Below are 25279 nucleotides of genomic sequence, written 5' to 3' on the forward strand. Positions count from 1 at the left end.
GACCTGATCCGATGGCTACTACAGTCACCCCCCTGTCAAGGGGGACATGATCGGGCGCAGGGGTGAGTAGTCCAGAGATGCCCAACGAGGGGCGGCGGGACCGGGCGCTGCCTGCGCACGTCCGGGGGTTCACGGCCCTGGCCACGACGGCGGGCGCGGTGGCGGTCCAGATGGCCACGGGCGCGCTGGACAACCCGGTCGTCTGGGTACTCGTCGTGGTGGGCGCGGTGCTGGGGCAGGTGACCGCGAGCGGCATCGACCGCCTGTTCGGCTGGATCCGCGGGCTCAAGGCGCGCGTCGTGGTGTTCGTGGCCATCGCGCTCGTCGTGACGAGCCTGGTCACGGGCGGCGCCTGGCTGTTCGGCCCGCCCCTGCTCGCGAGCGCCAAGGTGCTGCTGGACGGCTGCCCGCAGCCCGTGGAGGTCCGGGTCCTCGTCTCCCCGGACACCATCGAGCCCTACCGCGAGGTCGCCGCGGCCTACGAGCTCCACACCGCCGGACAGCACAACGGGTGCCGCACGGCGAACCTGTACCTGCACCCCCTCGCCGCGCAGCAGGCCAAGAACGCGCTTTCGGAGGGCTGGCCCGACGCGACACTGGCCAAGTACGGACCTCGACCGGACGTGTGGCTGCCCGATTCGAGCACGGAGGTCGACGACGTCCGCGCGGCGATCACGGGCGTCGAAGTGCCCATGGCCCTCGGCGAGAGCCGGTCCGCCGCCTGGTCGCCGCTCGTGCTCGGGGTCCCCGCCGCGGCGGTCGACCTGCTCGACGTCGAGGACGCCCCGCAGGAGCAGACCTGGAGCGAGCAGTCGACGGCGGTGCGCGAGGCCGGTCTCGGAGTGGTCCGGCCCGACGTCACCGGCTCGGTGGAAGGGGAACTCGCCGCCTACGCCCTGTACGGCCCCGACGGCCTCAAGGACAACGGCGTCGCGCGGGAGGTCGAGCAGCAGGTCGCCCGCTCCCTCGACCTGGGCGGCTACCCGCTGGGCGACACCGAGGCGCTGCTGGGCAGGCACCGCGCGATCGAGGCGCCGCGCACCGCCGTCGTCGTCTCGGAGCAGGCGCTGCTGCGCCACAACGGGACCGCGCGACTCGACCAGGGGCGCGTGCTGCCCGGATGCGACGAAGCGGAAGCGCCGCCGTCGTGCCTGGTCGCCCTGTACGCCTCCGACACGGTCGTCCTCGACTACCCGGTCGTGCCGGTGGACTGGCACGACCGGCTGGCCAACCCGCCCGCCCACGGCGAGGTCGCCCGGTTCGACGACTGGCTGCGCACGACCGCGGGCCAGGACGCGCTGAACCGGGCCGGTCTGCGCGCTCCGGGGCACGCGGCGGGCGAACCGTTCGGCGGGCAGAACGGTGTGCTGCCGGGACTCCGCCAGGACCGGTCGCGTCCCAAGCCCACCGCCGAGCAGCGCGACGAGCTGTTCAAGGCCTACTCCGACGCGAAGCGGCCGGGCAGGGTGATGCTGGCCCTGGACGCCTCCGGCTCGATGGCCGAGCCCGCGGGCACGGGCGGCACCCGGTTCGCGGTCGCCGCGAACGGCGTGAAGCAGGCGCTGGCGTTCATGGCCCCGAAGGACGAGTTCGGCCTCACGGTGTTCTCCGGCCAGGACGGCGGTGTGCGCGAACTGGTCCCGCTGGGCCCCAAGGACGGCACCGCGCGCGCCGACTCGGTGCTGGGCGCGCTCGCCACCGTCGCGCCCGAAGGGGCCACGCCGCTCTACCGGGCGATCGTCGACGGGGTGGCCGCGGTGGGCTCGGCGAGCGCGGGCAGCCTCACCGCGGTGATCGTGCTGACCGACGGTGAGGACACCACCAGCGGGATCGGTTCGGCTCAACTCGTGGACTCGGTGCGCGGCAAGGGAGTGCGGGTGTTCGTGCTTGCGGTGGGTGAGGCGCGCTGCGCCGCTCGGGAGCTCGTGGAGGTCACCGCGGTGACCAGCGGCCTGTGTCGGGATTCGACCGGCGACACCGTGGGCGACGACCTCGCCGCGCTGTTCCGGACGGTGTGGAGCGTGACCGGGTGAGGATTCCCGCGTTCCTCCGGAGCCGGTGGGGCTGGCTCGGGTACGGCCTCGTGCTGGGCGTCGTGCTGATGCTGGTCGTAGACAACCTCGTGGCGCCCGCGGCCGGTGGCGGCGACGTCGAAGCGGGCGAGCTCGTCATCCTCAGCGGCAAGGACCAGAGTCCGACCGGCGAGCGCAAGAAGCTGATCGACCAGTGGAACGGGCTGCACCCGGAGAACCCGGCCGAGATCGTGGAACTCCCCGACGTCGCCGACGCGCAGCACAGCGAGATGGTCGCCCGCGCGCAGGCGGGCGGCGGGGACGTCGACATCTACAACCTCGACCTCACCTGGACGGCCGAGTTCGCCGAGGCGAAGTACATCCTTCCGCTCACCGGCGTGGACACCGAGGGGTTCCTGGAGAAGCCGCTGGCCAGCTGCCGCTACGAGGGCGAGCTGTGGGCGCTGCCGTTCAACTCCGACGCCGGACTGCTGTTCTACCGGGACGACCTCATCCCGGATCCACCCTCCACAGTGGACAAGATGACGGTGCAGGCGGCCGGGGTGGTCGACGCCAAGACCGATCCCGACCTGGTCGCCGCCTACACGGGGCAGCTCGACGACTACGAGGGCCTGACCGTGAACGCGGAGGAGGCGATCTGGGCGGCGGGCGGCGACGTGCTGGAGGGCGACGAGGTCGTCGTCGACTCGGAGGAAGCACGCAAGGGGCTGGCCTGGCTGGCGACCGGACTGCACCGCGAGGCCCCGGCGATCATCCTCGCCGAGTCCACCTCGTTCGACGAGACGCGGAGCACGCAGGCGTTCCGCGAGGGCAAGGTGCTCTTCATGCGCAACTGGCCCGTCGCCCACCGGTCGTTGGAGAAGACCGCGCCCGCGGCGGAGGGCAAACCCGCGATCTCGTTCAAGGTGAAGGAGCTGCCCGGCCCCAGCGCGCTGGGTGGGCAGAACCTGGCCATCTCCGCGAAGAGCGCCGAGCCGCGCGCCGCGCGGAAGCTGATCGACTTCCTGACCAGTCCGCGCAGCCAGCAGCTCCTGTTCGAACGCGGCGGCTTCGCGGCCACCAGGGCGATCGTCTACCAGGACCCCCAGATCGACGCCAAGTACAAGTACGCGGCGCCGTTGCGGAAGGCGATCGAGAGCGCGCGCCTGCGACCGATCACCCCGCACTACGCGCGTTTCTCGGCGGTGTTCCGCGAGGGTGTGAAGTACGCGCTCGACCACGACGGCAAGCTCCCGAAGGACTTCAAGGACAAGCTGGCGAAGGCGTTGCAGGGGCATTGACCGCTGTGGCTCCCGTGTGCGGATCACCCGCGCCGGGGGTCATGGCGGAACGTCCAGCCCGGCCACCTCGTCGAGCCCCTTGAGGGCCGCCGCCTCACCGGAGGGGTGCCCGATCTCGCGGCAGATGTCCACGGCGCGCCGGTAGTGGGCGGTCGCGTCCCGGTAGTGTTGCCGCAGGGCGGCGAGTTCGCCCAGGTTGGTCAGCGTCCTGGCCTCACCCATCCGGTCCCCGAGCCCGCGGAACAGCTCCAGCGCCCGCCGGTGGTGGTCGACGGCCTCCTCGAAGCGGCCCTGCCGCCGGTGCACGAGACCGAGGGTGTCCGTGCTGTGGGCTTCACCCGACCGGTCGTCGGTACCGCGGCTCAGGGCGAGCGCCTGCCGAAGGTGACCGGCGGCCTCCTCGTGCCGCCCCTGCCACGAGGTGAGCTCGCCGAGCCTGATCAGGGTGTGCGACTCGCCCGTCCGGTCGTGGAGTTCGCGGAACAGGTCGAGCGCGTGCTGGTTCTGGTCGATGGCGTCCTGGTGGCGGCCCTGGTCCAGGGCGATCGAGCTGAGGTTGCTGATCGCCTTCGCCTGGCCCGCCCGGTCCTCGACCTCGCGGAACAGGACCAGAGCCCCTTCGAGGCAGCTCACGGCCTCGTGGTCGTGGCCCTGCTCCATGACCACAAGGCCGAGGTTGTGGAGCGCGCGGGCCTCACCCGCGCGGTCCCCGAGTCCGCGGAACAGGTCCAACGCCTGCCGCGAGGACTCCACGGCCCGCGGGTAGCGGCCCTGCCGGTAGTCGATGGTGGCGATGCCGAGCAGGGCGGTCGCTTCGGCACGGGCGTCGCCCGAGCGGCGGGCGGCACGCCGGGCGGCGGCGTGGATGACCGGGGCCTCGGCGTACACCCCGCCCATGAGGTAGCGGGACACGGTGCCCGACAGGCGGGTGGCGTGCTCGGGCCAGCCGTCGTCGGCGGCCAGGGTGGCGACGGCGGCGAGGTTCGCCCGCTCGGCGTTCAGCCACGCCCACGCCGCGGCGGGATCGGTCACCGGCGGGATGGAGGTGCTCGGCCGGGGGACTCGGGGGCGGCGGTGGACCTCGAACGGGAACAGCGTGTCCATCGCGACGGCGGCTGTGTGCAGGTAGTGGTCGAACAGGCGGGTCGACGCCGCCCGCCGCCCGTTCTCGCCGTCCTCCTCGACGAGATCGCGGGCGTAGGCGCGGAGCAGGTCGTGCATGCCGTACCGGTCCGGTCCGCGGGGGTGCACGAGGTGCGCGCGCGTCAGCAGGTCCGCCAGGCCGTCGATCCGGTCGACCGGCAGGCCCGCCAGCGCGGCCGCGGCGTAGCGGTCGAGATCGGCGCCGGGGTGCAGGCCCGCCAGCCGGAACACGCGGGCGGCGTCGGCGTCCAGGTCCCGAAACGACCAGGAGAACGCGGTGCGCACGCTGCCCGTGGCGTCGCCGGTGTCCAACGCGGCCAAGCGGCCGGAGCCTGCGCGGAGCTGACCGGCCAACGCGGCGAGGGGGAGGTCGGGACGCGCGAGGGCGCGGGCGGCGGCGATGTTCAGCGCCAGCGGCAGCCGTGCGCACAGGTCGGTCAGCTCGTCGACCGCCACGGGGTCGGCGGCGACGCGGTCGACGCCCAGCCTGCGCGTCAGCAGAGCACGGGCCTCGGCGGTGCTGAGCAGGTCCAGGGACAGCGGGTGCGCGCCGTCGACGGCGACCAGCCCGGTCAACCGGCTGCGGCTGGTGATCAGCACCAGGCATCCGGGCGAGCCGGGCAGCAGCGGCCGCACCTGCTCGGCGTCGCGGGCGTTGTCCAGGACGACCAGCACCCGCCGCCCGGCCAACCCGCTGCGGTACAGGGCGGCCCGTGCGTCCTGGCCCGCAGGGATCCGCGCAGGCGGCACGCCGAGCGCCTCCAGGAACCCGAGGATCGCCGCACCGGCCTCCACCGGGACCCCGGCCGGGTCGAAACCCCGCAGGTTCACGTACAGCTGCCCGTCGGGGAACCGGTCGGCGTTCTCCTGGCTCCAGCGCAGTGCCAGCGCGGTCTTGCCGATCCCGGCCGCGCCGCCGATCGCCGAGATGACCACGGCGTTCCGCGTGTCGGCGGCGCGCGTGGCGAGGTCGGTCAAGGCCCGCAGGGCGTCCGCTCGGCCGGTGAAGTGGGGGCTGCCCGCGGGCAGTTGGCGCGGTGTCGGCCCATCGGCGGCGATGTCCTCGCCCCGGCCCGGCGGTGGCCCGGCGAGCGCCGGGTCGCCGGCGAGGATCCGCCGGTGCAGCTCCCGCAGCGGACCGGCGGGCTCGACCCCGAGTTCCGCGACCAGCACCCGCCGGGCGTTCCGGAAGGCGGCCAACGCCTCGCCCTGCCGACCGCCGCGGTGCAGCGCGAGCATCAGCAGCCCGTGGGCGTGCTCGCGCAACGGGTGCTCGTCGACCAGGGCCAGCAGTTCGGGCACCAGGAGGTCGTGGCGGCCCAGGTGCAGCTCGGCTTCGATCCGCCACTCCAGCGCCTGGATCCGCAGTTGCTCCAGGCGCGGGACGTGGGCGTCCCGCAGCACCTGTGACGCGGCGTCCTGCAACGGCGTCCCCCGCCACAGGACCAGGGCGCCGCCGAGGAGTTCGGCGGCGCGGGACCAGTCCACGGCGCGCACCGCCGCGCCGCCCTGGTGGCACAGCGCCTCGAAGCGCAGCACGTCCACCTCGTCCTCGGCGGCCACGCACGAGTAGCCGGGGGCACGGGTGACGATCCGCTCGGCCACCTCCGCGCCCACGGCGCGGCGGACACGCGTCATGTACCGGCGCACCGTCCGCGCGGCCGCCGCCGGGGGCGCGCCGTCCCAGACGATCTCGGCCAGCTCGTCGGCCGACACCACCTGGTTGGCCCGCGCCACCAGCGCGGCCAGCAGCACCCGCGAACGACCCGCCACCACGGGAATCCCGGCGCCGGCGCCGTCCACCACCAGCAACGGCCCCAGAACCCCGAACCGCACCGCCCGTGTCCCCCTCCGCGCGGCCGACCGCTCCGCCATGGGTGATGTCGCCGCGATGTCGCCGACCTGTCCCACCCCACAGAGTACGAACTACCGGTGCGTCACGAACGTCGCGGGTCCTGACGCGGGGGACCGCCCGACGCGGTGCCACCCGACCGGCCCGCCGCGACGGGCGACCGCCTGGGCGGACACCCGCCACGACCGACGGCGATCGATCGTCCACACCGGACCGGTGCACGCCACCGGCCCGCTCACCACGTCGCTGACAAGGGAAAATGATGGCGAAGATCATCGTGGCCGCGCCGCCCATTCCGGGCGAGCTGGCCCCACTGCTCCAACTCGGCGTCGACCTGGCGGCCCGCGGGCACCGGATCACCGTGCTGACCGGCAGTCGCTTCCGATCCGCCGTCGAGAACGCGGGACTCGCCTTCGTGCCGCTGTCCGGCGCCGCCGACTACGACATCGCCGAACACGCCGTCATGCCCGAACGCCTCGCCGCCGCGCCCGGCCCCGAGCAGCTCAACATCGACTGGATCAACGCCTTCGTCAACCCCATGCCCGACCAGCACACCGCCCTGCAGGAGCTGCTGGCCGAGGACCCGGACCAGTACCTGCTCTGCAACGTCCTCTTCCTGGGGATGTTGCCGCCGGTGATGGGCGTGCCGGGCAGGAAGCCGCTGCGCTGGGTCGGGGTGAGCGCCGTCGTGATGGCCCTCTCCAGCGACGACACCACCTTCTTCGGTCCGGTGCCGGTCGGGCCGGGGGAGGACCAGGTCGCCGCCAACCGCGCCGCCAACGCCGGGTTCACGGCGGCGATGTGCCCCACCCAGGAACGGATGGACCAGCTGCTGCGCGAACTCGGCGCCACCGAGCCGACGCCGTCGTTCGTCGACGCGGTCGCCGTGCTGCCCGACGAGACCGCGGTGCTGACCGTGCCGGGGTTCGAGTTCGCCCGCGGTGACCTGCCCGCCAACATCCACCTGGTCGGCATCCAGCCCACGCGCAGCGCCCCCGACTGGCAGCCGCCGGACTGGTGGTCCGAACTGGACGGCTCCCGACCCGTCGTCGTGGTCACCCAGGGCACGCTGGCCAACCACGACTTCACCCAGCTCGTCGAACCGGCGCTCACCGCGCTCGCCGACCTGGACGTCACCGTGGTCGCCGCGCTCGGCCGACCCGCCTCGGCGCTGTCCATCCCCATCCCGGCCAACGCCCGCGTCGCCGAGTTCATCCCGTTCGACAGGCTGCTGCCCAAGGCGTCCGTCTACATCAGCAACGGCGGGATCGGCGGCCTGCAACAGGCACTGGCCGCCGGCGTGCCGGTCGTCGTGGCGGGCGAGACGGAGGACAAGCCCGCCAACGCCGCCCGCGTGAAGTACCACGGCCTCGGCATCGACCTGGCCACCGCGACCCCGACCCCGGAGGCGATCGCGGCGGCCACCGCGTCCCTGCTGGAGGACTCGACCACCGCGGGCAACGTGGAGCGGATCGCGAAGGTGTACGCCGAGCACGACGCGCTCACCGAGATCGAACACCTGCTCCTGCGGTGAGCGGGACGGCGGCGCCGCGAGCCCGATCGCTCGCGGCACCGCCGCCGGGAGGCATTCCAGGGCCGTGGCCCCGCCGTCGGAGCCCACCTCGGCTCCATCCCGTGACGTCCCGCTCACGTACTGCGCGTCACCGTCCCTCATGCCACTGTCCCGCGTGTCACTGTCCGGTGATGACACGGGGATCGCCGGTGAACCACACGCATTCGATGCGCACTTCGCTGATGCGCCACAGGTTCCCGGTATGCCGCACACCGGCGGTGTAGTGGTTCTTGAGCAGGGCGTGACGGCTGTGGTCGCCGGTCGGAAGTCGAGGACCGCGTCCTCGGTGAAGGCGGACTCGAACAGCGCGACGGCCCCCGTGTCGTAGCGCCGGTCCTGCGCGAGCCCGAACCGGAGCAGCGCGTCGAAGACCCCACCGGCTTCACCCGCCTGCCGACCCGCCGAAGCGGTCGTGACGTGGGGATCGAGACTCGGGATCAGCGTCATGGCAAGGCTCCTGGATCATGCGGCGGCGCGGTCCGCCAGCGGTGATCCGGAGCGTGGAGTTGTACGCTGATGTCAAGGTCAAGCCCTGTCACGGGAAGGCGTCGGGGAACGGATGCGCGTCAGCGAACTCGCCGACCGGTCCGGCGTTTCGGCCCGATCGGTGCGGCACTACGACCGGGCGGGACTGCTCGACTCGACCCGCCGCGCGAACGGCTACCGCGACTTCGCCGAACAGGACGTCGCACGGGTGCGGGTGATCGAACGCCTGCTGTCGTCCGGGCTCACCGTCGACGACGTCGTGACCCTGCGCCCCTGCCTGACCGCCGTCGGTGAGTTCACCGGGTGCCCGCGGTCGCGTGACGTCCTCGCCGCGCACGTCGACCGGCTGCGACGCGCCATCGCCAGGGACCAGCGGACGCTGCTCCTGCTGCGCGAACGGCAGCGGAACATGACACCGGCCGACCGCGCGGGCTAGGCACCCGGCCGGGATCCCGTTCGCGGCGAGGTCGACGTCCGCGGGTCGCGGGCACGACTTCCGGCAACCGGCTTAGGATGGAGGCGGCTGCCAGGGAGCCACCGGTCCGCGGGAATGGGCTCAGCCCACCTGGTGCGTGCACCACGGTGTCACCATCGCTCTCCTTTCGGCCTGACCGTGCGGACATCAGGCAGACGAGAGGAGATCGCTGTGCCGACCCTGGACATGCCCGACCGCCCCCATCCCGACAGCTTCCGCAAGCAGGCCCGCGCCTTGCAACGGGCCGTCCGGGCAGGGGATGCCGCAGCCCTGGCGCGGCTGGTTCGCCACCACCCCCGTGCGCTGCCCGACGACACCAGCGGGTTTCGGCTCAGCGCGGCGCAGTTGGTCGTCGCCCGCGAACACGGCTTCGCCAGCTGGTCGCGGCTGGTGCGCTACCTGGAGACCGTGGCCGAACACGGCTGGGAGACCAGGTTGGGCGCGGTGCCCGCGGACGACCCGGCGGGGGAGTTCTGCCGCCTTGCCTGCCTGACGTACAGCCGCGAGGACGGGCCGGAGCGCTGGGGGCGGGCGCGGCGGCTGTTGGCTCAGCAGCCCGGTCTGACCACGGGGGACATCAGGGCCGCCGCGGCGGCGGCTCGTCCGGATGACGTGGCCGGGTTGCTCGCCGAAGAGCCGGGGAGGGCGGTTGAGCGGGGTGGGCCGTCGGGGTGGCGGCCGCTGTTCCACCTCGTCTACTCGCGGTTCGATCCGGACGTTCCGGTCGAGCGGGTGCTGGCGGTGGCCCGGCTGCTGCTCGACGCGGGGGCGGATCCCGACGACGGGTACCTCTTCGACGCGCTGCCCTCGCCGTTCACGCTGCTGACAGGGGTGTTCGGTCACGGTGAACTCGGCAGCGGGCGGCAACCCCGTCACCCGCACTGGAGGGAACTGGGCACGCTGCTGCTCGAGGCGGGGGCGGATCCCAACGACGCCCAGACCCTCTACAACCGGATGTTCGAACCGGACGACTCGCACCTGGAGCTGCTGTTCGAGTACGGGCTCGGCACCGGTGACGGAGGTCCGTGGAAGGCTCGGATCCCGGAGGCGGCCACACCCGCGGAGATGCTGCGCGTGCAGCTGCGCTGGGCCGTCGAGCACCACCAGTCCGCGCGGGTGCGGTTGCTGGTCGAGCACGGTGTCGACTTCCGGTCGCCGTTCGAGGGCGATGGGCCCGCGTGGAGTCCTGGTGACGGTCGGACACCGGTCGAGTTGGCCCGGCTCAACGGGGACACCGGGATCGCGGACCACCTCCTCGCCAGGGGTGCGCCACCGCCCGTCGCGGACCCGGTGGACGAGCTGATCGCCGCGGCGTTCCGCGCCGACCGGTCGGCGGTGGAGCGGGTCCGCGCCGGGCATCCCGAGGTTGTGGCGGACGCCCGTCGCAGACGACCGGGGCTGGTCGTGTGGGCCGCGTCCCGGGCATCCACCGAGACGGTCGTGCTGCTGGTGGGGCTCGGCTTCGACGTGAACGCCTACGGGCGTGGTGACGCGCCGGTGGAAGAGCCCTGGGAGACCGCGTTGCACCACAGCGCCGTGGACGGCGACGTCGAGCTGACCCGTCGACTGCTGGACCTGGGCGCCGATCCCGACCTGCGCGACCGGCGCTTCGACGCGACCCCGCTGGACTGGGCCCGGCACTTCCACCGGTCGTCGACCGCCGCACTGCTCGCGCCCGTCACGACGGCTCCCGTGAGCGAGGACTGAAGATGACACGACTGGGTGAGGGATGACCTCGGTGTTCACGGCCCGGCGCGCATGTGTCGCCGCCCACGGATCGACGAGGATTGGTTGAGGAATCAATCAGTGTGGTGGCGCGTTCCACGGGCGTGAAGAAAATCGGCTTCCTGTCCTTCGGACACTGGTCCGACAGCGCGCACTCGCAGACGAGGACTGCGTCGGACGCGCTCCTGCAGGCGATCGACCTCGCCGTGGCCGCGGAGGAACTGGGCGCGGACGGCGCCTACTTCCGGGTGCACCACTTCGCGAGGCAGCTGGCCTCGCCGTTCCCGATGCTGGCCGCGATCGGCGCGAAGACCCAGCGCGTCGAGATCGGCACCGGTGTGATCGACATGCGGTACGAGAACCCGATGTACATGGTCGAGGACGCCGGTGCGGCGGACCTCATCTCCGGGGGCAGGCTGCAACTCGGCATCTCGCGGGGATCGCCCGAGCAGGTGATCGACGGGTGGAAGCACTTCGGCCACCAGCCCGCCGACGGCGACACGGAGGCCGAGATGGCGCGCAAGCACGCCGAGGTGCTGCTGACCGTGTTGCGGGGTGAGGGGTTCGCCCAGCCGAACCCGCGTCCGATGTTCGCCAACCCGCCGGGGCTGCTGCGGGTCGAGCCGCACTCGCCGGGGCTGCGCGAGCGGATCTGGTGGGGCGCGAGCTCGAACGCCACCGCGGTGTGGGCGGCGGAGCAGGGCATGCACCTGATGAGCTCGACGCTGAAGAACGACGAGGGCGGGGCACCGTTCCACGTGCAGCAGGCCGAGCAGATCCGGGCGTTCCGCAAGGCGTGGTCGGAAGCCGGGTGGCCGTACCAGCCGCGCGTGTCGGTGTCGCGCAGCGTCTTCGCGCTCACCTCCGACCTGGACCGCGCGTACTTCGGCAGCGACCGCGGCAGCGCCGACCACGTCGGCTACATCGACTCCAGCACCAGGGCGATCTTCGGCCGCACCTACGCCGCGGAACCCGAGGTGCTGGTCGAGCAGCTGGCGGAGGACGAGGCGATCGCCGAGGCCGACACGCTGCTGCTGACCGTGCCCAACCAGCTCGGTGTCGACTACAACGTCCACGTGCTCGACAACATCCTCACCCACGTCGCCCCCGCGCTCGGCTGGCGCTGACACCCCGCGGGGCCGCGCCCGTGACCCGGCAACGATTCGCGCGTCCACCGGTACCGCTGACCCGGCGTCGGCCACAATGGCCGTCGCCGAGGACGGGGGTGGGGGATGAGGCGTGCCTGGGGGCTGTCGGCCGCGCTGACAGCGGCTTCGACGTACGCGTGCGTGTACGCGGCCGCGTTGCTGCCCCTGCGGATCTGGACCTGGGCACCCGCCGCGCGGTCCGACGTGAGCGCTCCGGCTCTGGTCTACCTGCACCCGCTCGTCCAGTTCGTCGACCTGGTGGCGGGCGAGGCCTACTTCGAGCAGCTGCACGGGTGGGAGTGGTTGCCGCGCCTCGTCCTGGCGGTGGCGCTGGTGGCCGCGGTGCACCTGGCCACCCGTGCGGTCGCTGTCGGCAGGGTGCGCGTCGCGGTCGCGCAGGTGGGGGCCGTGCTGCTGGCGGCGGGGATCGCCGACCTGGTCACGTTGGCGGTCGTGGTCGCGCGGGCGGACGGAGAGGTGGGCGTCGCGGTCGCGCTGGCGCAGACCAGGGTCTTCTGGGCCTACGACGCCCTGTTCTTCGGCTTCCTGTGCTCCGCCGTCGTCGTCCTGGGTTTCTTCCTCCAGCGGCTCCTGTGGGCCTTCGCCGGACGGCCGGTGGAAGCGCTCGCCGACCTGCCCGAACCCGAGCACGACGATGGTCCGCGCGGGACCGCCGACCTGGCGCTGGCCTGCTCGCTGCCGATCGTGGCGCTCGCGCTGCTGGGTGGCGCGTTCGCCTACTCGGGCAGGTCCGAGCAGCAGATCCGGCTGGTCGACGAGGCCGCGGAACTCGCGCTGCACCCGCGGTTGCAGCTCCGGCCCCAGGTCGACCTCGACGCGGGGTTCGGCGAGGTGGTCGGCGCCGAGCGGTGGGTGCCGGGTTCGGTGTCGGCGGTCCTGTCGCTGGTGGTGCTGTGGTCGCTGCTGCGCTGGGTGCTCGCCGGTGTCCGGCCGACCGCCGGGGGTGGAGCGGTGGTGGTCGCGGTCTGGGGTTCGGTGGTGGTCGCGGGCGCGCTGGCCGCGGGTGTCGACGTCGTGGCGTTCCCGTCCCTGCCCGCCGACGTCCCGCACGCGATCCGGTTCGGCGTGCTCTGGGGCTGGCTGCCCGCCGTGATCGCGCTGGTCGGGCTCAGGAGGCGCCGGTGACCGGCGCCTTCATCCGCACTCGGGCTTGGTGCCCGCCTGGATCTCGGCGTACTCGGCGCCGAACACCCGGCGGTAGGGCTCCGGGCACTGGCGCGAGACCGCGAGGAACACCGACGAGTACCGCGCCGGGTCGAGGTGCCCGGTCACGGCGAACGGCTTGCCGTCCGGCGCGGTGATCGACATCTGCCCGCGCTTGCCGTCGGCGAGGTAGTCGACCTCGATCGTCCACCGGCAGTACCCGCCGGACGTGGTGGCCTCGACGGTGACGACGTTCTTCTCGCCCTTGGGCAGCTTGATGGTCTTCTGCTCGAAGTAGGGGAACGGGGCCACGCCACCGCCGATGGTCGTCATCACCGGGTTCGGCCGGTCGACGGCGACGCCGAAGCGGAACTTGTCGCCCCCTCCCTGGTTGGGCGTCTCGATCAGACTCCCGTCCAGCGGCGGCTCGCACGGGCTCACCAGCTTCGGCCTCATGTCCGTCACGACCACCTCCGCCGTGCGCCTGCCCTCCAGCGTGATCTCCCACTTGGCGACGTCGAGCGGGACGGCGCCCTGCCGGTCGAGCCACGCGGCCGGGGGTGGCCCGGAACGCCGGTCCCACCCCGCCTGGTCCTCCTCCGTCGGCGGTTTGGTCAGGAAGTACGCGTTGTTCGTGTTCAGGTAGTGGATGTCGACCACCTCCACCGGTGGACGTCCGGACGCCTGTTCGGCCTTGTCCACCGGGAGCAGCGCGCCGAAGAAGGTCTTGAGGTAGTCGGAGAAGTAGGCGGCCGTCGCCGCGAGCAGCAGCGTCACCAACCAGATGACGGGTTTGCCGAGCGCCCGCCGCCACGCCGGGGTGGTGCTCGGCGTGGCGGGCGGGCGGGGCCGCAACCGGTACGGGCGGCGGGATCCCGGCTTGGGACGGTCGCGCATCCGGCCTCCGTGGATTCAGATCCGGATCACCCTACTGGGCGGCCGGGTCCCGTGGAGACCGATCGGCGGACATGCCTAGGCATCGCGGACGCGCAGCAGCAGACCCCCGGCCACGAGTGCGGCGACCGCCCAGCCCGCGGTCACGCCGAGACCGGCCCAGGGGCCGGCGGGCAGGGTGTCCGGGTCGGTGGTGGTCTGGACGGCGAGACCGGCGCTCATCGGCCCGATCCGTTCGAGCAGGCGCTGCCACCGCGGATCGGCGATCACCTGGGACAGCAGGGGGAAGACGTAGAGCAGGCCGAGGACGATCCCGGTGCCTGCCGCGGAGTCGCGGACGACGGCGGCGACGCCGAGGCTGAGCAACGCGATCAGGACGAGGTAGAGGACCGACCCGGTGGTAGCGCGCAGCGTGGGCCCGTCGGCGAGGGACGGGGCCGTGAAGCCGTTGCCGGGCAGGATGATCCGCCCGGCCAGCAGCGACCCGAGAACCGCGACGGTCCCGGACGCGGCCACCAGGCCGGTGAGGGTGAGGGCTTTCGCCGCGAGGACGGTGCCCCGCCGCGGGATCGCCGCCAGGGTGGTGCGGATCAGGCCCGAGCCGTACTCGCCGCTGATGCTCTGCACCGCCAGGATGACGATCAGCGCCTGGCCCAGGTACACGCCGGTGAGGCTGAGCTTCGTGGTGTCGTCGTGGCAACCGCCCGCTGCGCACGACATCAGCGAGGTCACCGCGACGCCCAGGGCGATGGTCAGCACGACGGAGCCGAGCAGCAGCCACCGCGGACCGGCGACGGTGCGCGTCTTCGTCCACTCCGCGCGCAGGGCCGCTTTCACGCGTCCCTCCTGCGGACGACGACGACCGCGACGGCCATGGCCAGCACCGCGTAGCCCGCCAGGACGGCGTACCCGGCCCACGGCGCCAGCGGGTAGTAGCCGTTGTAGGGCGTGTAGCCGCTGGAGACCTGGTGGTACCGCACGAGCGTCTGCTGGACGGCGAAGGCCGCCGCAGGCGTCACCCCGGCCAGCCGGTCCGCCACGCCCGCGGGCATGAACGGGTTGGCGATCAGGAGGTGGGGCAGCACGACGACCGCGATGACGGCGGTGATGGCCCCGGCGCCGCGCCGGAACACGGCGCCGACGGCGAGCGACAGGATCGAGGCCGTCGCGAGCAGGGCGGCGGTCCCGACCACGATCCGGAACTGCTCCGGGGCGGTCACGGGGAAGAAGCGCACCCCGTTGGCCTCCGCCAGCCGTTCGCCCAGCGGCAGCGCGACGGCCGCGCCGGCCATCCCGGCGGCGAACGTGACGGCGCCCAGCACGACGGCCTTGGCCACCAGCACCCGGCCCCGCCCCGGCACGGCGGTCAGGGTGATGTGGATCAGGCGCTCCCGGTACTCGGCGGTGGTGGACAGCGCGCCGAGGACGATCACCGCGATCAGCGCGGGGAACGTGCCGGTGAGGAGCACCGCGTGGGTGCCGCCGGTCGGGAGGGAGTCGCGGACGGCGGGCGCCAGGTCGCCCGCGCCGGTCACCGTGAACCGGCCGCCGGACTCCGCGACCGAGCCGGACGTGCCACCGGGGTAGCCGGCGAAGGTCGGGGACCCGGGTCCCAGCTGGTCACCGGTCCAGCCACCACCGGGCAGGTCGCCCCGCACGGCGACGTCCCCGAAGACGGCCGTGGACACGGTGCCCACCGTGCCCATGCCCCGCACCTCGGGCGGGGAGGCCACGAACAGGCCGACCTGCACGGTCGACCCGAGTCCGTCCAGGTGGACGGTGCCCACCACGTCCCACCTCACGCCGTCAGGGGAGGCGTAGCCGGTGACCGCGTCGCCCGAGCGCTCCAGCCGCAGCAGGCGGGGAGCCTCGGCGGAGGAGGGCCCCGCGGTGTCGTTGACGTAGTCGTCCTGCATCCGCACGCCGTGGCCGCCGGTGACCATGATCGCCGCGTAGGTCGATCCCTGGCCGGTGCCGTTCTTGAGGACGAGTCCGGCCTTCGCCCACGGCAGGGTGGTCGGCAGCACGCCCGCGGGCCCGGTGGGGGAGCTGCTGCGGAGTCCGGTCACGGAGGCGGTGAGGCCGCCGTTCCCCGTCAGGGGCCGGTGGACGAAGTAGAAGCTGTCGGTGACCGGCTCACCGCCCGGTCCGACCGGCACGGCGGGTCCGCCGCGCCGGTCGCTGCTGACCCCGGCGAGCAGGGCGACCAGCACCACCATCAGCGCCGCGGCCACCACGCCTGCCACCCAGGCCCGGACGGTGCGGAACTTGGTCCACTCCGCGTGCAGCACCCGGTGGAAGCCGTCCCGCCGAGCCGACGGGCGCGGCGTCGTCGCGCGGCTCATCGCGGCATCTCCTCGGCGCGGAACTCGACGGCGTCGCGGGTGAGTTCCAGGTAGGCGTCCTCCAGGGTGGCGCGGTGCGCGAACACCTCCGAGAACGGGACCGCGCTCCGGTTGAGCAGCGCCACGACGCGATCCGCGGGCAGACCGGAGACGACGACGGTGTCCCGTTCGACGGCCGCGGTGGCACCCGCCCGCGCCAGCACCGCCATCGCGGCCGATCGGGCCGTGGTGCGCACGGCCACCCGGTTCCCGGACGCGGCCGCGATCAGGTCCGCCACGCCCGCGTCGGCGACGGCCCTGCCGCGACCGACCACGACGAGGTGGTCGGCCGTGTCCTGCACCTCGCCCATCAGGTGGCTGGACACCAGGACGGCGCGGCCCTGCGCGGCCAGCGACCGCAGGAAGCCGCGCATCCAGATGATGCCTTCCGGGTCCATGCCGTTGAACGGCTCGTCGAGCACGACGATCGGCGGGTCGCCCAGCATGGCCGCCGCGATCCCGAGCCGCTGCCGCATGCCGAGCGAGTAGCCGCCCGCTTTGCGCCGGGCCGCCGGGGTGAGGCCGACCTGCTCGACGACCTGGTCGACGCGCTTCGCGTTCAGGCCTTGGGAATGCGCCAGCCAGAGCAGGTGGTCGCGGGCGCTGCGGCCGGGGTGCGGCGCCGCGTCCAGCAGCGAGCCGACGTGGCTGAGCGGGTGGCGCAGATCGCGGTACGGCCTCCCGTCGATGAGCGCGGTGCCCTCGTCGACCGCGTCCAGCCCGAGGATCACCCGCATCGTGGTGGACTTCCCGGCCCCGTTCGGCCCCACGAAGCCGGTCACCAGTCCCGGACGGACGGTGAAGGTCATGCCGTCAAGTGCTCGGGTGGTCCCGTAGCGCTTGCGCAGCCCGGTGACGACGATCTCCGGTGTCGGTGTGGATCCCATGCCGGAAGTTGTAGCCGGCGCCCGGTTCCGCCCCGGTCTCGACGACCGCGACCTGGTTGGAACCTCCCACCTGGCATCGTGACGCGGGTGATGCGTCGACCCCGCGGTCCTTTCCACCGTCCGTCCCGCACGACCGGAGGTGATCCGCGGTGAGAGTCCTGGTGGTCGAGGACTTCGAGGTGCTGGCCCGTTCCATCGGCACCGGGCTGCGGCGCGAGGGCATGGCCGTCGACGTCGTGCTGGACGGGAACGACGCCGTGGACCGGCTGGCCGTCACCCGCTACGACGTGGTGGTCCTCGACCGGGACCTGCCCGGCGTCCACGGCGACGACATCTGCCGTCGGCTCGCCGACGACCGCGCCGACACCCGCGTGCTGATGCTGACCGCGGCGGGCGCGGTCGAGGACCGCGTCGAAGGGCTCGGCCTCGGAGCCGACGACTACCTGCCCAAGCCGTTCGCCTTCGCCGAACTGGTCGCCCGCGTCCGGGCACTGGCCCGCCGCTCCACCCGGCCGGTTCCCCCCGCCCTCTCCTGCGAGGACATCACCCTCGACCCGGCCCGCCGGACGGCGTTCCGCGCGGGCAGGCACCTCGACCTCAGCCCCAAGGAGTTCGCGTTGCTGGAATGCCTGCTCGCTTCACCGGGGCTGGTCCTGTCCGCCGAGGAACTGCTCGAACGGGTCTGGGACGAGGCGGCCGACCCCTTCTCCTCCGCCGTCAAGCACACGATGCACCGGCTGCGCGCCAAGCTCGGCGATCCGGCGGTGATCACGACCATCCGCGAGGGCGGCTACCGGATCGGACGACCATGACCGACCTCCGCCGGCCGCCCCGCCGCCCGTTGCGGGCCCGGCTCACCGCCTTCCACGCCGCGACCGCCTTCGTCGTCGGGATCGTGGTCCTCGCCGTGGCGGCCATCCCCCTGGCCGGTCTCCGGTCGACCACTCCCGTCCACGGCTCCGCTCCCGCCGTGATCACCGGGACCGGTGACGGGATCGGCCCGCACGGGCTGCTCGTCGGCTCCGCCATCGCCCTCGTCCTGCTCGTCCCGTTCTCGTCGGCGGTCGGCTGGTTCGTCGCGGGCCGGTCGCTGCGCCCGCTGCGGGAGATCACGACCACCGCCAGGGCCATCTCCGCCGGGAACCTGCACCACCGCCTCGGCCTCGGCGAGCCCGTCGACGAGCTGACCGAGTTGGGCTCCATCCTCGACGACCTGTTCGCCCGCCTGGAAGCCTCCTTCGACGCCCAGCGGCACTTCGTCGCCAACGCCTCCCACGAGCTGCGCACCCCGCTCGCCGGTCTGCGGACCCTCCTCGAGGTCACCCTCGCCGACCCCGACGCGAACGCCGACACCCTGCGCTCGGCGTGCGAGGAGGCGATCGCCCTCGGCGGGCACCAGGAACGGCTCGTCCAGGCACTGCTCACCCTGGCCACCAGCGAACGCGGCGTCACCCGCCGGGACACCGTCGACCTCGCCCACGTCGTCGCGGGCGTGCTGGCCTCCCGCCGGGAGCAGGCCGCGCACCGGGGCATCGGCTTCACCGGACACCTCGCGCCCGCGATGACGACCGGGGACCCCGGACTGGTCGAAAGCCTCGTCGCCAACCTCGTCGACAACGCCATCCGGCACAACCACCGGGACGGGCACGTGGAGATCACCACGCTGACGTCCGGCTCGGAGGCGGTCCTGTCGGTCGTCAACAGCGGACCCGTCATCCCGGACGACCAGGTCCAGCGGCTCCTCCAGCCCTTCCAACGACTCGGGCCCACGCGCGACGGCCACGGTCTCGGCCTCGCCATCGTCAACGCCGTCGCCCAGGCGCACCACGCCACCCTCACCACCAGCGCGCGCCCCGAAGGCGGCCTGTCGACCACCGTGCGGTGGCGCACCCCCCACCACGTCATCGGATGACGTCGTCCAGCCGAACGCCTGGCCGCGGCTCAGCACTGCTGCTCGAACCGCGGGTCCTCCCAGCACCCGGCGGCGATGTCCTCACAGGCGCCCACGGCCAGGGTCAGCGTGAACAGGCCGTGGTCGAGCTGTCCCCGTGCTTCACCAGGACGACGCCGGGGCGCAGCAGCCCGGTCAACTCCTGTGCCACAGCCGCGGGAACGCCGTGTTCCCCGGCGAGTCCCGCGACGGTGTGCCCGTCGACGAACGTCATTCCGGCGATCGTGTCGGGGCGGGCGACGGGGGTGTGCGTAGGCTGGTCGGCGAGTACCGGCGTGCCGGTCGACCAGCGGTGACGGTTCCCGAGCGGGGGAGTGCGACGTGGTGATCTTCGGCTTTCGGACCAAGGTCTTCGTCCTGGCGATGCTGACGCTGCTCTGCCCGAGGTGCGGCAACTCCGCGGCGCACCCCGTGCACCGGGCGGTCACGAAGTTCACGCTGTTCTTCATCCCGCTGTTCCCGGTCAAGACCCGGTACAGCACGCAGTGCACCTTCTGCGGCCTCGCCGGCGGGCTGTCCAAGGACCAGGCCACCCACCTGCTCCGGCAGGCGAACGGACCGCTGGGCTCGCCGCACCAGGTGTGACCGCCGGTTTGTCCCGACCGCTTGTCGAGCGAACCGCACGGCCGTTCAGCCGGAACGGAAAAAGGTCTCGGTGAGCGGGCGAATTCCCGATTCCGCACAGGCGTTCAACCGCCCATTGTGGTCGGGCTGTCAAGTGCGACATGCGTGACGCGCGGATTCCCGACCCGTTCTTGATTCCAGGCGAAAAAGAATTCGTTCCGGCCGCGGGAGCAATGCGCGAGAACGACGGGTGGCTGCCCTCGATCATGCTCGGCAAGTTGGTCGACGCGGCGAACCACCGCGCGGGCCAGCGCCGAACACCTCGGTGACCATGACAAGAGCTGTCCGGTCCATTGGGCCACTTGGCTCTACACTTTTGTCTGGAACATGCATAAGTTTCGAATGGTTGATGCAGAAGTCCCGCGACGTCCACCATCTCGAAATGCAGGCCAACAACGTCGGCGACCGCTCCCGAGCGGTGCCTTCGAGAGCGGAAACGCGTATACCGCCATTTGTGCACCGCCATGTCCTCATGCTGTCCGCCGTCCCGGTCCGGTGATTCCGATTCCCGTTCTGAACCGATTCCCGCAAACCGGATGGAGAACGATGGACGAGCGCGCCCGGACCGGCTGGTTCACGAACCTGGTGTCCCGCCGCACCGTGCTGGCCACGGGAGCGGCGGGACTGGCCGCGCCGGTGGCCATGACCCTCGGCGTGGCGGCGCCCTACGAGTCCGCCACGGCGCAGACGGGTGCGGTCCGCAAGGTCACGATGTACGCGGAAGCCCTGCCCGGCAACCTCTACGGCTACGGCCTCGCGCCTGGACAGGCGACGATCCCCGGTCCAGTGCTGGAGATCTACGAGGGTGACGCGCTCGAGATCACCCTGGTCAACAACACCGACCGGCGGATGTCCATCCACCCGCACGGCGTCGACTACAGCGTCGAGTCCAACGGGAGTCCGCTCAACGCGTCGTTCAACAACCCCGGCGAGACCCGCGCCTACACGTGGCGCTCGCGGGAGATGTTCGCCGCCGCGGGACGGCGCTGGATGCCCGGCAGCGCGGGGTACTGGCACTACCACGACCACGCCATGGGCACCGACCACGGGACCCTGGGCATCGCACGGGGGCTCTACGGCGCGCTGGTGGTGCGCCGACGCGGCGACATCCTGCCGGACAAGCAGTTCACCGCCGTGTTCAACGAGATGTCGATCAACAACCAGGTAGCGCCGAACACGCCGCTGTTCGAGGCGAACCTGGGCCAGCGCGTGGAGTGGATCGCGATCGGCCACGGCAACCAGTTCCACACCTTCCACCTGCACGCGCACCGGTGGGCGGACAACCGCACCGGCATGCTCGAAGGCCCGACCGATCCCAGTCAGGTGATCGACAACAAGGACCTCAACCCCGGCAGCTCGTTCGGGTTCCAGGTCCTGGCGGGCGAAGGCGTCGGGCCCGGTGCGTGGATGTACCACTGCCACGTCCAGAACCACTCGGAGACCGGGATGTCCGGGATCTTCCTCGTGCGCGCGGCCGACGGCGGCATGCCGCCCGGCGCGCAGGAGGCGATCGACCGCTTCCGCGGGCACGCCCACGGCGGGGCGGTCGCGCAGACGCCCGCGCCGACGGCGGACCCGGCAGGGGAACAGCACCAACACTCGCCATCACGATGACCTCGTGGCCTTGCCACGACAAAGGAGTGGGGCATGGGGCCAAGGAGTTCTCCACGCGCGCGTCGCGGGGGAAGGGGCAGGAAAGCGCTGTCGGCGGTCGTCGCCGCGGTGGTGGTGTTCGGAGGGACGCTCACCTCCGCGTCCACGGGCGTCGCCGCGCCGGCACCGGTGCCCGCGGTGGGCGCCGCCGCGTCGGTGTCGGTCCTGGTCTTCCACGGCGCCGCCGCCGAGCAGCAGGACCCCGTCGATCGCGCGGTCGAGGCGATCCGGGAGATCGGCGCGGCCGACGGCATCGCGGTGCAGGAGTCGTCCGACCCCGCCGCGTTCACCGCGGAGAACCTCGCGCGGTACCGCGGTGTGGTGTTCCTGTCGGCCAAGGGCACGACCCTCACCCCGGACCAGGAAGCCGTCCTGCAGGGGTACGTGAAGGCGGGCGGCGGATTCCTCGGCGTGGCCGACGCGGCCAAGGCGCAGGACCAGTCGACGTGGTTCACCGGCCTGATCGGCACCCGACCGGTCGGCAGCGAGCCCGTGGTGGAGGCGGTCACGGCGAGCGGGGAGAACGCGCCGAACGAGACCAAGGAGAAGCTGACCGACGGCAACCCGGCCACCAAGTGGCTCTCCCGCACCCCGACCGGGTGGGTGGCCTACAAGCTGCGCACCGCCGCCGCGGCGAAGCGCTACACGCTCACGTCGGCGAACGACTCCCAGGGCCGTGACCCGAAGGACTGGACGCTGCAGGGTTCCGCGGACGGCACGACCTGGACCGACCTCGACCGCCAGACCGGTCAGGCGTTCCCGGAGCGCCTCCAGACCCGGTCGTTCGCCATCGCGGACCCCAGGCCCTTCGCCAACTACCGGCTCACCATCACGGCCAACTCCGGTGAACCGCTGCTCCAGCTCGCCGACCTGCGCCTGGTCTCCGGGGACGCGCCGCCGACGCCCGACGTGCACCAGTCCGTGGTGGACGTCGTCGACCGGCAGCACCCGGCCAACGCGGGCCTGCCGCTCACGATCACGCGCTCCGACCGCTGGTACAACTGGGAACCGAACCCGGTGGGGATCGTGCACACCGTCGCCCAGGTGGAGGAACAGCACTACGCCGCCGGTCAAGGCGCCAACGGGCCGTTCCACCCGATCTCCTGGTGCCGCGACTACGAAGGCGGGCGGTCCTTCTACACCGGCATGGGCCACACCGAGGACAGCTACGGCGAGGACGCGTTCCGCGGCCACCTGGCCGGAGCCCTCAAGTGGACGACCGGCCTGGTGCGCGGCGACTGCCAGGCCACCATCGCGGCGAACTACAAGGTCGAGCGGCTGACCGCGGCCAACCAGACCGGTCAGCTCGACCAGATCGGCGAGCCGCACGGCCTGACGATCGCCCCGGACGGCACGGTGTTCTACGTCGGCAGGGCGGCGTGCCAGACCGGCCCGGTCGTCGAGTGGACCAACCCGAAGGTGGGCTTGGGCTGCGGCACGATCCACCAGTACAGGCCGGACACCAAGAAGGTCTCGCTGCTGGCGACGCTGCCGGTGATGGGCAACCGCGGCAGCGGTTCCGAACTGGTCAAGAACGAGGAGGGCCTGCTGGGCATCGTGCCCGACCCGGCGTTCGCCCAGAACGGCTGGCTCTACGTCTACTGGATGCCGCAGGACACCGTGGACCGGGAGAAGCGGACCGGCAAGCGGACCGTCTCGCGGCTCACCTACGACCGGACCGCGCAGACGATCGACCTGGCCACCCGCAAGGACCTGCTCCAGTGGGAGGTCCAGCAGCACAGCTGCTGCCACGCGGGCGGCGGCATGGCGTTCGACGCCAAGGGGAACCTGTACGTGGGTTCCGGCGACAGCAACTCCTCCCTGGGCTCCGACGGCTACTCCGGCAACAACTGGACGGCCGAGTGGGAGGGACTGTCCTTCCAGGACGCCCGCCGCACGGCCGGGAACACCAACGACCTCAACGGCAAGATCATCCGGATCCACCCCGAACCGGACGCCACCTACACGATCCCGGCGGGCAACCTGTTCCCGCCCGGCACGGACAAGACCCGGCCGGAGATCTACGTGATGGGCGTGCGCAACATCTCCCGCCTGCAGATCGACCCGGTCACGCAGTGGCTGACCGCCGCGTGGGTCGGTCCGGACGCGACCTCGCCGAACCCGGAACTGGGCCCGGCCAAGTACGAGACCGCGACGATCATCACCGAGGCGGGCAACCAGGGCTGGCCCTACTGCATGGGGAACAAGCAGCCCTACCGCGACCGGAGCACCACCGACGCGACGAAGCTGACCGGGTGGTACGACTGCGACGCGCCGAAGAACAACTCGCCGCGCAACACCGGCCTGGTCGACCTGCCGCCGGTCAAGAAGAACATGATCTGGTACTCGCCGGCTGGTGGCGGACCGGTCTTCCCGGCACGTCCCGACGGCAGCGGCGTCCCGACCTACAAGGCCGCCGACGCCGTGTACACCCAGCCGTACCTGAGCGGCGGCGGCCAGGCCGTCATGACGGGGCCCACCTACCACCGCGAACTGGTGGACACCGGCAGCGGTGTCGCCTGGCCGGAGTACTGGGACGACAAGTGGTTCATCGGCGACCAGTCCAGCGCCGCCAACCGGATCGCGGTGACCGTCGACCCGGCCGGTGTCCCGGTGGCCGCCCCACCCGCCTTCGCGGAGTCGCTGCGGGCGATCATCCCCAGCGGCAACGGCGACGAGCGGCTGCAGAGCTGGATGGACGCGAAGTTCGGGCAGGACGGCGCGCTCTACCTGCTCGACTACGGCGGCGGGTTCTTCACCCTGCACCCGAACCAGAAGCTGATCCGGATCACCTACAAGGGAGGGGCGAAGACCCCGGTGCCCGCCGCGACGTCCGTCGAGGTGCAGGGCAAACCGCTCACCATCGGCTTCACCGGTTCCCGGTCCGGGGGAGCGTCCCACCGCTGGGACTTCGGCGACGGCTCGTCGTCGACCGAGGCCGACCCGCGCCACGTCTACGCACGGGTCGGGAGCTACCAGGCCAAGCTGACCGTGACCTACGCGGACGGTGAGACGCAGGTGGTGCCGGTCGCGGTGACCGTCGGCTGCACGACGTCCGACAACCGCGACATGGTGTGGGTGGGCGACTCGGACTCGGGCGTCGCCAACAAGTCCGTCGGCGGCGGGTGCACGATCAACGACCTGATCGACGACGAGAGCCAGTGGCCGGACCACGGCGCGTTCGTCCGCCACGCCACGTCGGTCGCCGACCGGTTGCAGCGCGACGGCGTGATCACCGGTCGGGAGAACGGCGCGATCGTCCGCACCGCGGCGGGATCGGACATCGGCAAGCCGGAGAACACCGGGTACGAGCCGATCTTCGACGGCACGGCGCAGTCGTTGCAGGGCTGGACGCAGGCCCCGAGCGGGTCGTTCTCGATCCAGCCCGACGGCTCGCTGCGCTCCTCCGGCGGGCTGGGGATGCTGTGGTACTCCCGCAAGCAGTTCGGCGACTTCTCGGTGCGGCTGAAGTTCCGCGACGTGTCGCCGGAGGGCACCCGCGCCAACAGCGGCGTGTTCACCAGGTTCCCGGATCCGCGCACACCGTTGGCGGAACGCCCACCGGGCAGCTGCGGGACCGTGGGCTCGGCGCGGACCTCACCCGCGTGGGTCGCGATCTTCTGCGGGCACGAGATCCAGATCTACGACGGCGACACCGGCGAGCCGCAGAAGACGGGATCGGTCTACAACTTCGACCCGAGGGTCCTGCCGGACGCGGGCGCGACGCCGAAGGCCGTCTGGAACGACTACGAGATCCGGGTGGTCGGGCAGCACTACACGATGATCCGCAACGGCGTGGTGATCAACGAGTTCGACAACACGCCGGGCAAGGAGTCCTCCCGCGCGGGTGATCCGCCCACCGACCTGCGCCAGTTCACCGAGGGCTTCCTCGGCCTGCAGAACCACGGCACCAACGACGTGATCGAGTTCCGCGACATCCGGGTGCGGTCGCTGTAGTCGTCTCGGGTCCGCCGGCGCGCGTTCGGGCGCGCCGGCGGACCACCGCC

General features: G+C 72.3%; 19 protein-coding genes. 13 read left to right on the forward strand and 6 right to left on the reverse strand.

What is annotated here, in order from left to right:
• Nucleotides 1–62 precede the first annotated feature (62 nt).
• The gene (locus RM788_RS47050) at nt 63–2033 is read left to right on the forward strand and encodes a vWA domain-containing protein (protein WP_315927539.1); all 1971 of its coding nucleotides are present in this window, start codon (nt 63–65) and stop codon (nt 2031–2033) included.
• On the forward strand, nt 2030–3313 hold the full coding sequence (locus RM788_RS47055; protein WP_315927541.1) for an extracellular solute-binding protein: 1284 nt from the start codon (nt 2030–2032) through the stop codon (nt 3311–3313). Before RM788_RS47050 ends, RM788_RS47055 begins: the two co-directional genes overlap by 4 nt.
• A 39-nt stretch (nt 3314–3352) precedes the next feature.
• On the opposite strand, the gene RM788_RS47060 is transcribed toward RM788_RS47055, so the two are convergent.
• Nucleotides 3353–6292: an AfsR/SARP family transcriptional regulator gene (locus RM788_RS47060; protein WP_315927543.1), complete on the reverse strand. Its 2940-nt coding sequence runs from the start codon at nt 6290–6292 to the stop codon at nt 3353–3355.
• A gap of 278 nt (nt 6293–6570) precedes the next feature.
• On the opposite strand from RM788_RS47060, the gene RM788_RS47065 reads away from it, so the two are divergent.
• The 5 genes from RM788_RS47065 (at nt 6571) to RM788_RS47085 (ending at nt 12861) form a co-directional block, all read left to right on the forward strand.
• Nucleotides 6571–7842 (forward strand): nucleotide disphospho-sugar-binding domain-containing protein, encoded by a 1272-nt coding sequence (locus tag RM788_RS47065; RefSeq protein ID WP_315927545.1) that lies wholly within the window; start codon nt 6571–6573, stop codon nt 7840–7842.
• A gap of 598 nt (nt 7843–8440) precedes the next feature.
• Entirely contained in the window at nt 8441–8803 is a 363-nt protein-coding gene (locus RM788_RS47070; RefSeq protein WP_315927547.1) for a MerR family transcriptional regulator, read from the forward strand.
• Between the two features lie 210 nt (nt 8804–9013).
• On the forward strand, nt 9014–10549 hold the full coding sequence (locus RM788_RS47075) for an ankyrin repeat domain-containing protein (protein WP_315927549.1): 1536 nt from the start codon (nt 9014–9016) through the stop codon (nt 10547–10549).
• Nucleotides 10550–10671: 122 nt separating this feature from the next.
• A complete protein-coding gene (locus tag RM788_RS47080; protein ID WP_315934917.1) occupies nt 10672–11694 on the forward strand; it encodes an LLM class flavin-dependent oxidoreductase in 1023 nt (340 codons plus the stop codon).
• Nucleotides 11695–11799: 105 nt separating this feature from the next.
• Nucleotides 11800–12861 carry a hypothetical protein gene (locus RM788_RS47085; RefSeq protein ID WP_315927551.1) on the forward strand — a complete coding sequence of 354 codons (1062 nt, stop codon included), beginning with the start codon at nt 11800–11802 and terminating at the stop codon, nt 12859–12861.
• A gap of 9 nt (nt 12862–12870) precedes the next feature.
• On the opposite strand, the gene RM788_RS47090 is transcribed toward RM788_RS47085, so the two are convergent.
• From RM788_RS47090 to RM788_RS47105, 4 genes are all read right to left on the reverse strand, one after another.
• Nucleotides 12871–13776, reverse strand: coding sequence for a hypothetical protein (locus RM788_RS47090; protein ID WP_315927553.1), 906 nt, complete (start codon nt 13774–13776; stop codon nt 12871–12873).
• 75 nt (nt 13777–13851) lie between these two features.
• Nucleotides 13852–14610, reverse strand: a complete 759-nt coding sequence (locus tag RM788_RS47095; protein ID WP_315927555.1) for an ABC transporter permease — start codon at nt 14608–14610, stop codon at nt 13852–13854.
• Entirely contained in the window at nt 14607–16118 is a 1512-nt protein-coding gene (locus RM788_RS47100; RefSeq protein WP_315927557.1) for a DUF1349 domain-containing protein, read from the reverse strand. Before RM788_RS47100 ends, RM788_RS47095 begins: the two co-directional genes overlap by 4 nt.
• A complete protein-coding gene (locus tag RM788_RS47105; RefSeq protein ID WP_315927559.1) occupies nt 16115–17044 on the reverse strand; it encodes an ATP-binding cassette domain-containing protein in 930 nt (309 codons plus the stop codon). The genes RM788_RS47100 and RM788_RS47105 overlap by 4 nt, the downstream gene beginning before the upstream one ends.
• Before the next feature lie 149 nt (nt 17045–17193).
• Between RM788_RS47105 and RM788_RS47110 the strand changes: the two genes are divergently transcribed.
• Together RM788_RS47110 and RM788_RS47115 are read left to right on the forward strand one after the other, a co-directional pair.
• Entirely contained in the window at nt 17194–17856 is a 663-nt protein-coding gene (locus RM788_RS47110; RefSeq protein ID WP_315927561.1) for a response regulator transcription factor, read from the forward strand.
• A complete protein-coding gene (locus RM788_RS47115) occupies nt 17853–18956 on the forward strand; it encodes a sensor histidine kinase (protein ID WP_315927563.1) in 1104 nt (367 codons plus the stop codon). Before RM788_RS47110 ends, RM788_RS47115 begins: the two co-directional genes overlap by 4 nt.
• Nucleotides 18957–19059: 103 nt before the next feature.
• On the opposite strand, the gene RM788_RS47120 is transcribed toward RM788_RS47115, so the two are convergent.
• A complete protein-coding gene (locus RM788_RS47120) occupies nt 19060–19209 on the reverse strand; it encodes a hypothetical protein (protein ID WP_315927565.1) in 150 nt (49 codons plus the stop codon).
• Nucleotides 19210–19316: 107 nt separating this feature from the next.
• Between RM788_RS47120 and RM788_RS47125 the strand changes: the two genes are divergently transcribed.
• The 4 genes from RM788_RS47125 to RM788_RS47140 all read left to right on the forward strand — a co-directional run bounded on the left by RM788_RS47125 (nt 19317) and on the right by RM788_RS47140 (nt 25229).
• Nucleotides 19317–19580 carry a zinc-ribbon domain-containing protein gene (locus tag RM788_RS47125; RefSeq protein WP_315927567.1) on the forward strand — a complete coding sequence of 88 codons (264 nt, stop codon included), beginning with the start codon at nt 19317–19319 and terminating at the stop codon, nt 19578–19580.
• Nucleotides 19581–19720: 140 nt separating this feature from the next.
• Nucleotides 19721–19888, forward strand: coding sequence for a hypothetical protein (locus RM788_RS47130; RefSeq protein ID WP_315927569.1), 168 nt, complete (start codon nt 19721–19723; stop codon nt 19886–19888).
• 277 nt (nt 19889–20165) lie between these two features.
• A complete protein-coding gene (locus tag RM788_RS47135; protein WP_315927571.1) occupies nt 20166–21233 on the forward strand; it encodes a multicopper oxidase domain-containing protein in 1068 nt (355 codons plus the stop codon).
• 33 nt (nt 21234–21266) lie between these two features.
• Nucleotides 21267–25229 (forward strand): ThuA domain-containing protein, encoded by a 3963-nt coding sequence (locus RM788_RS47140; protein WP_315927574.1) that lies wholly within the window; start codon nt 21267–21269, stop codon nt 25227–25229.
• Nucleotides 25230–25279: the final 50 nt, after the last annotated feature.

Source organism: Umezawaea sp. Da 62-37 (assembly GCF_032460545.1).
GTDB lineage: Bacteria > Actinomycetota > Actinomycetes > Mycobacteriales > Pseudonocardiaceae > Umezawaea.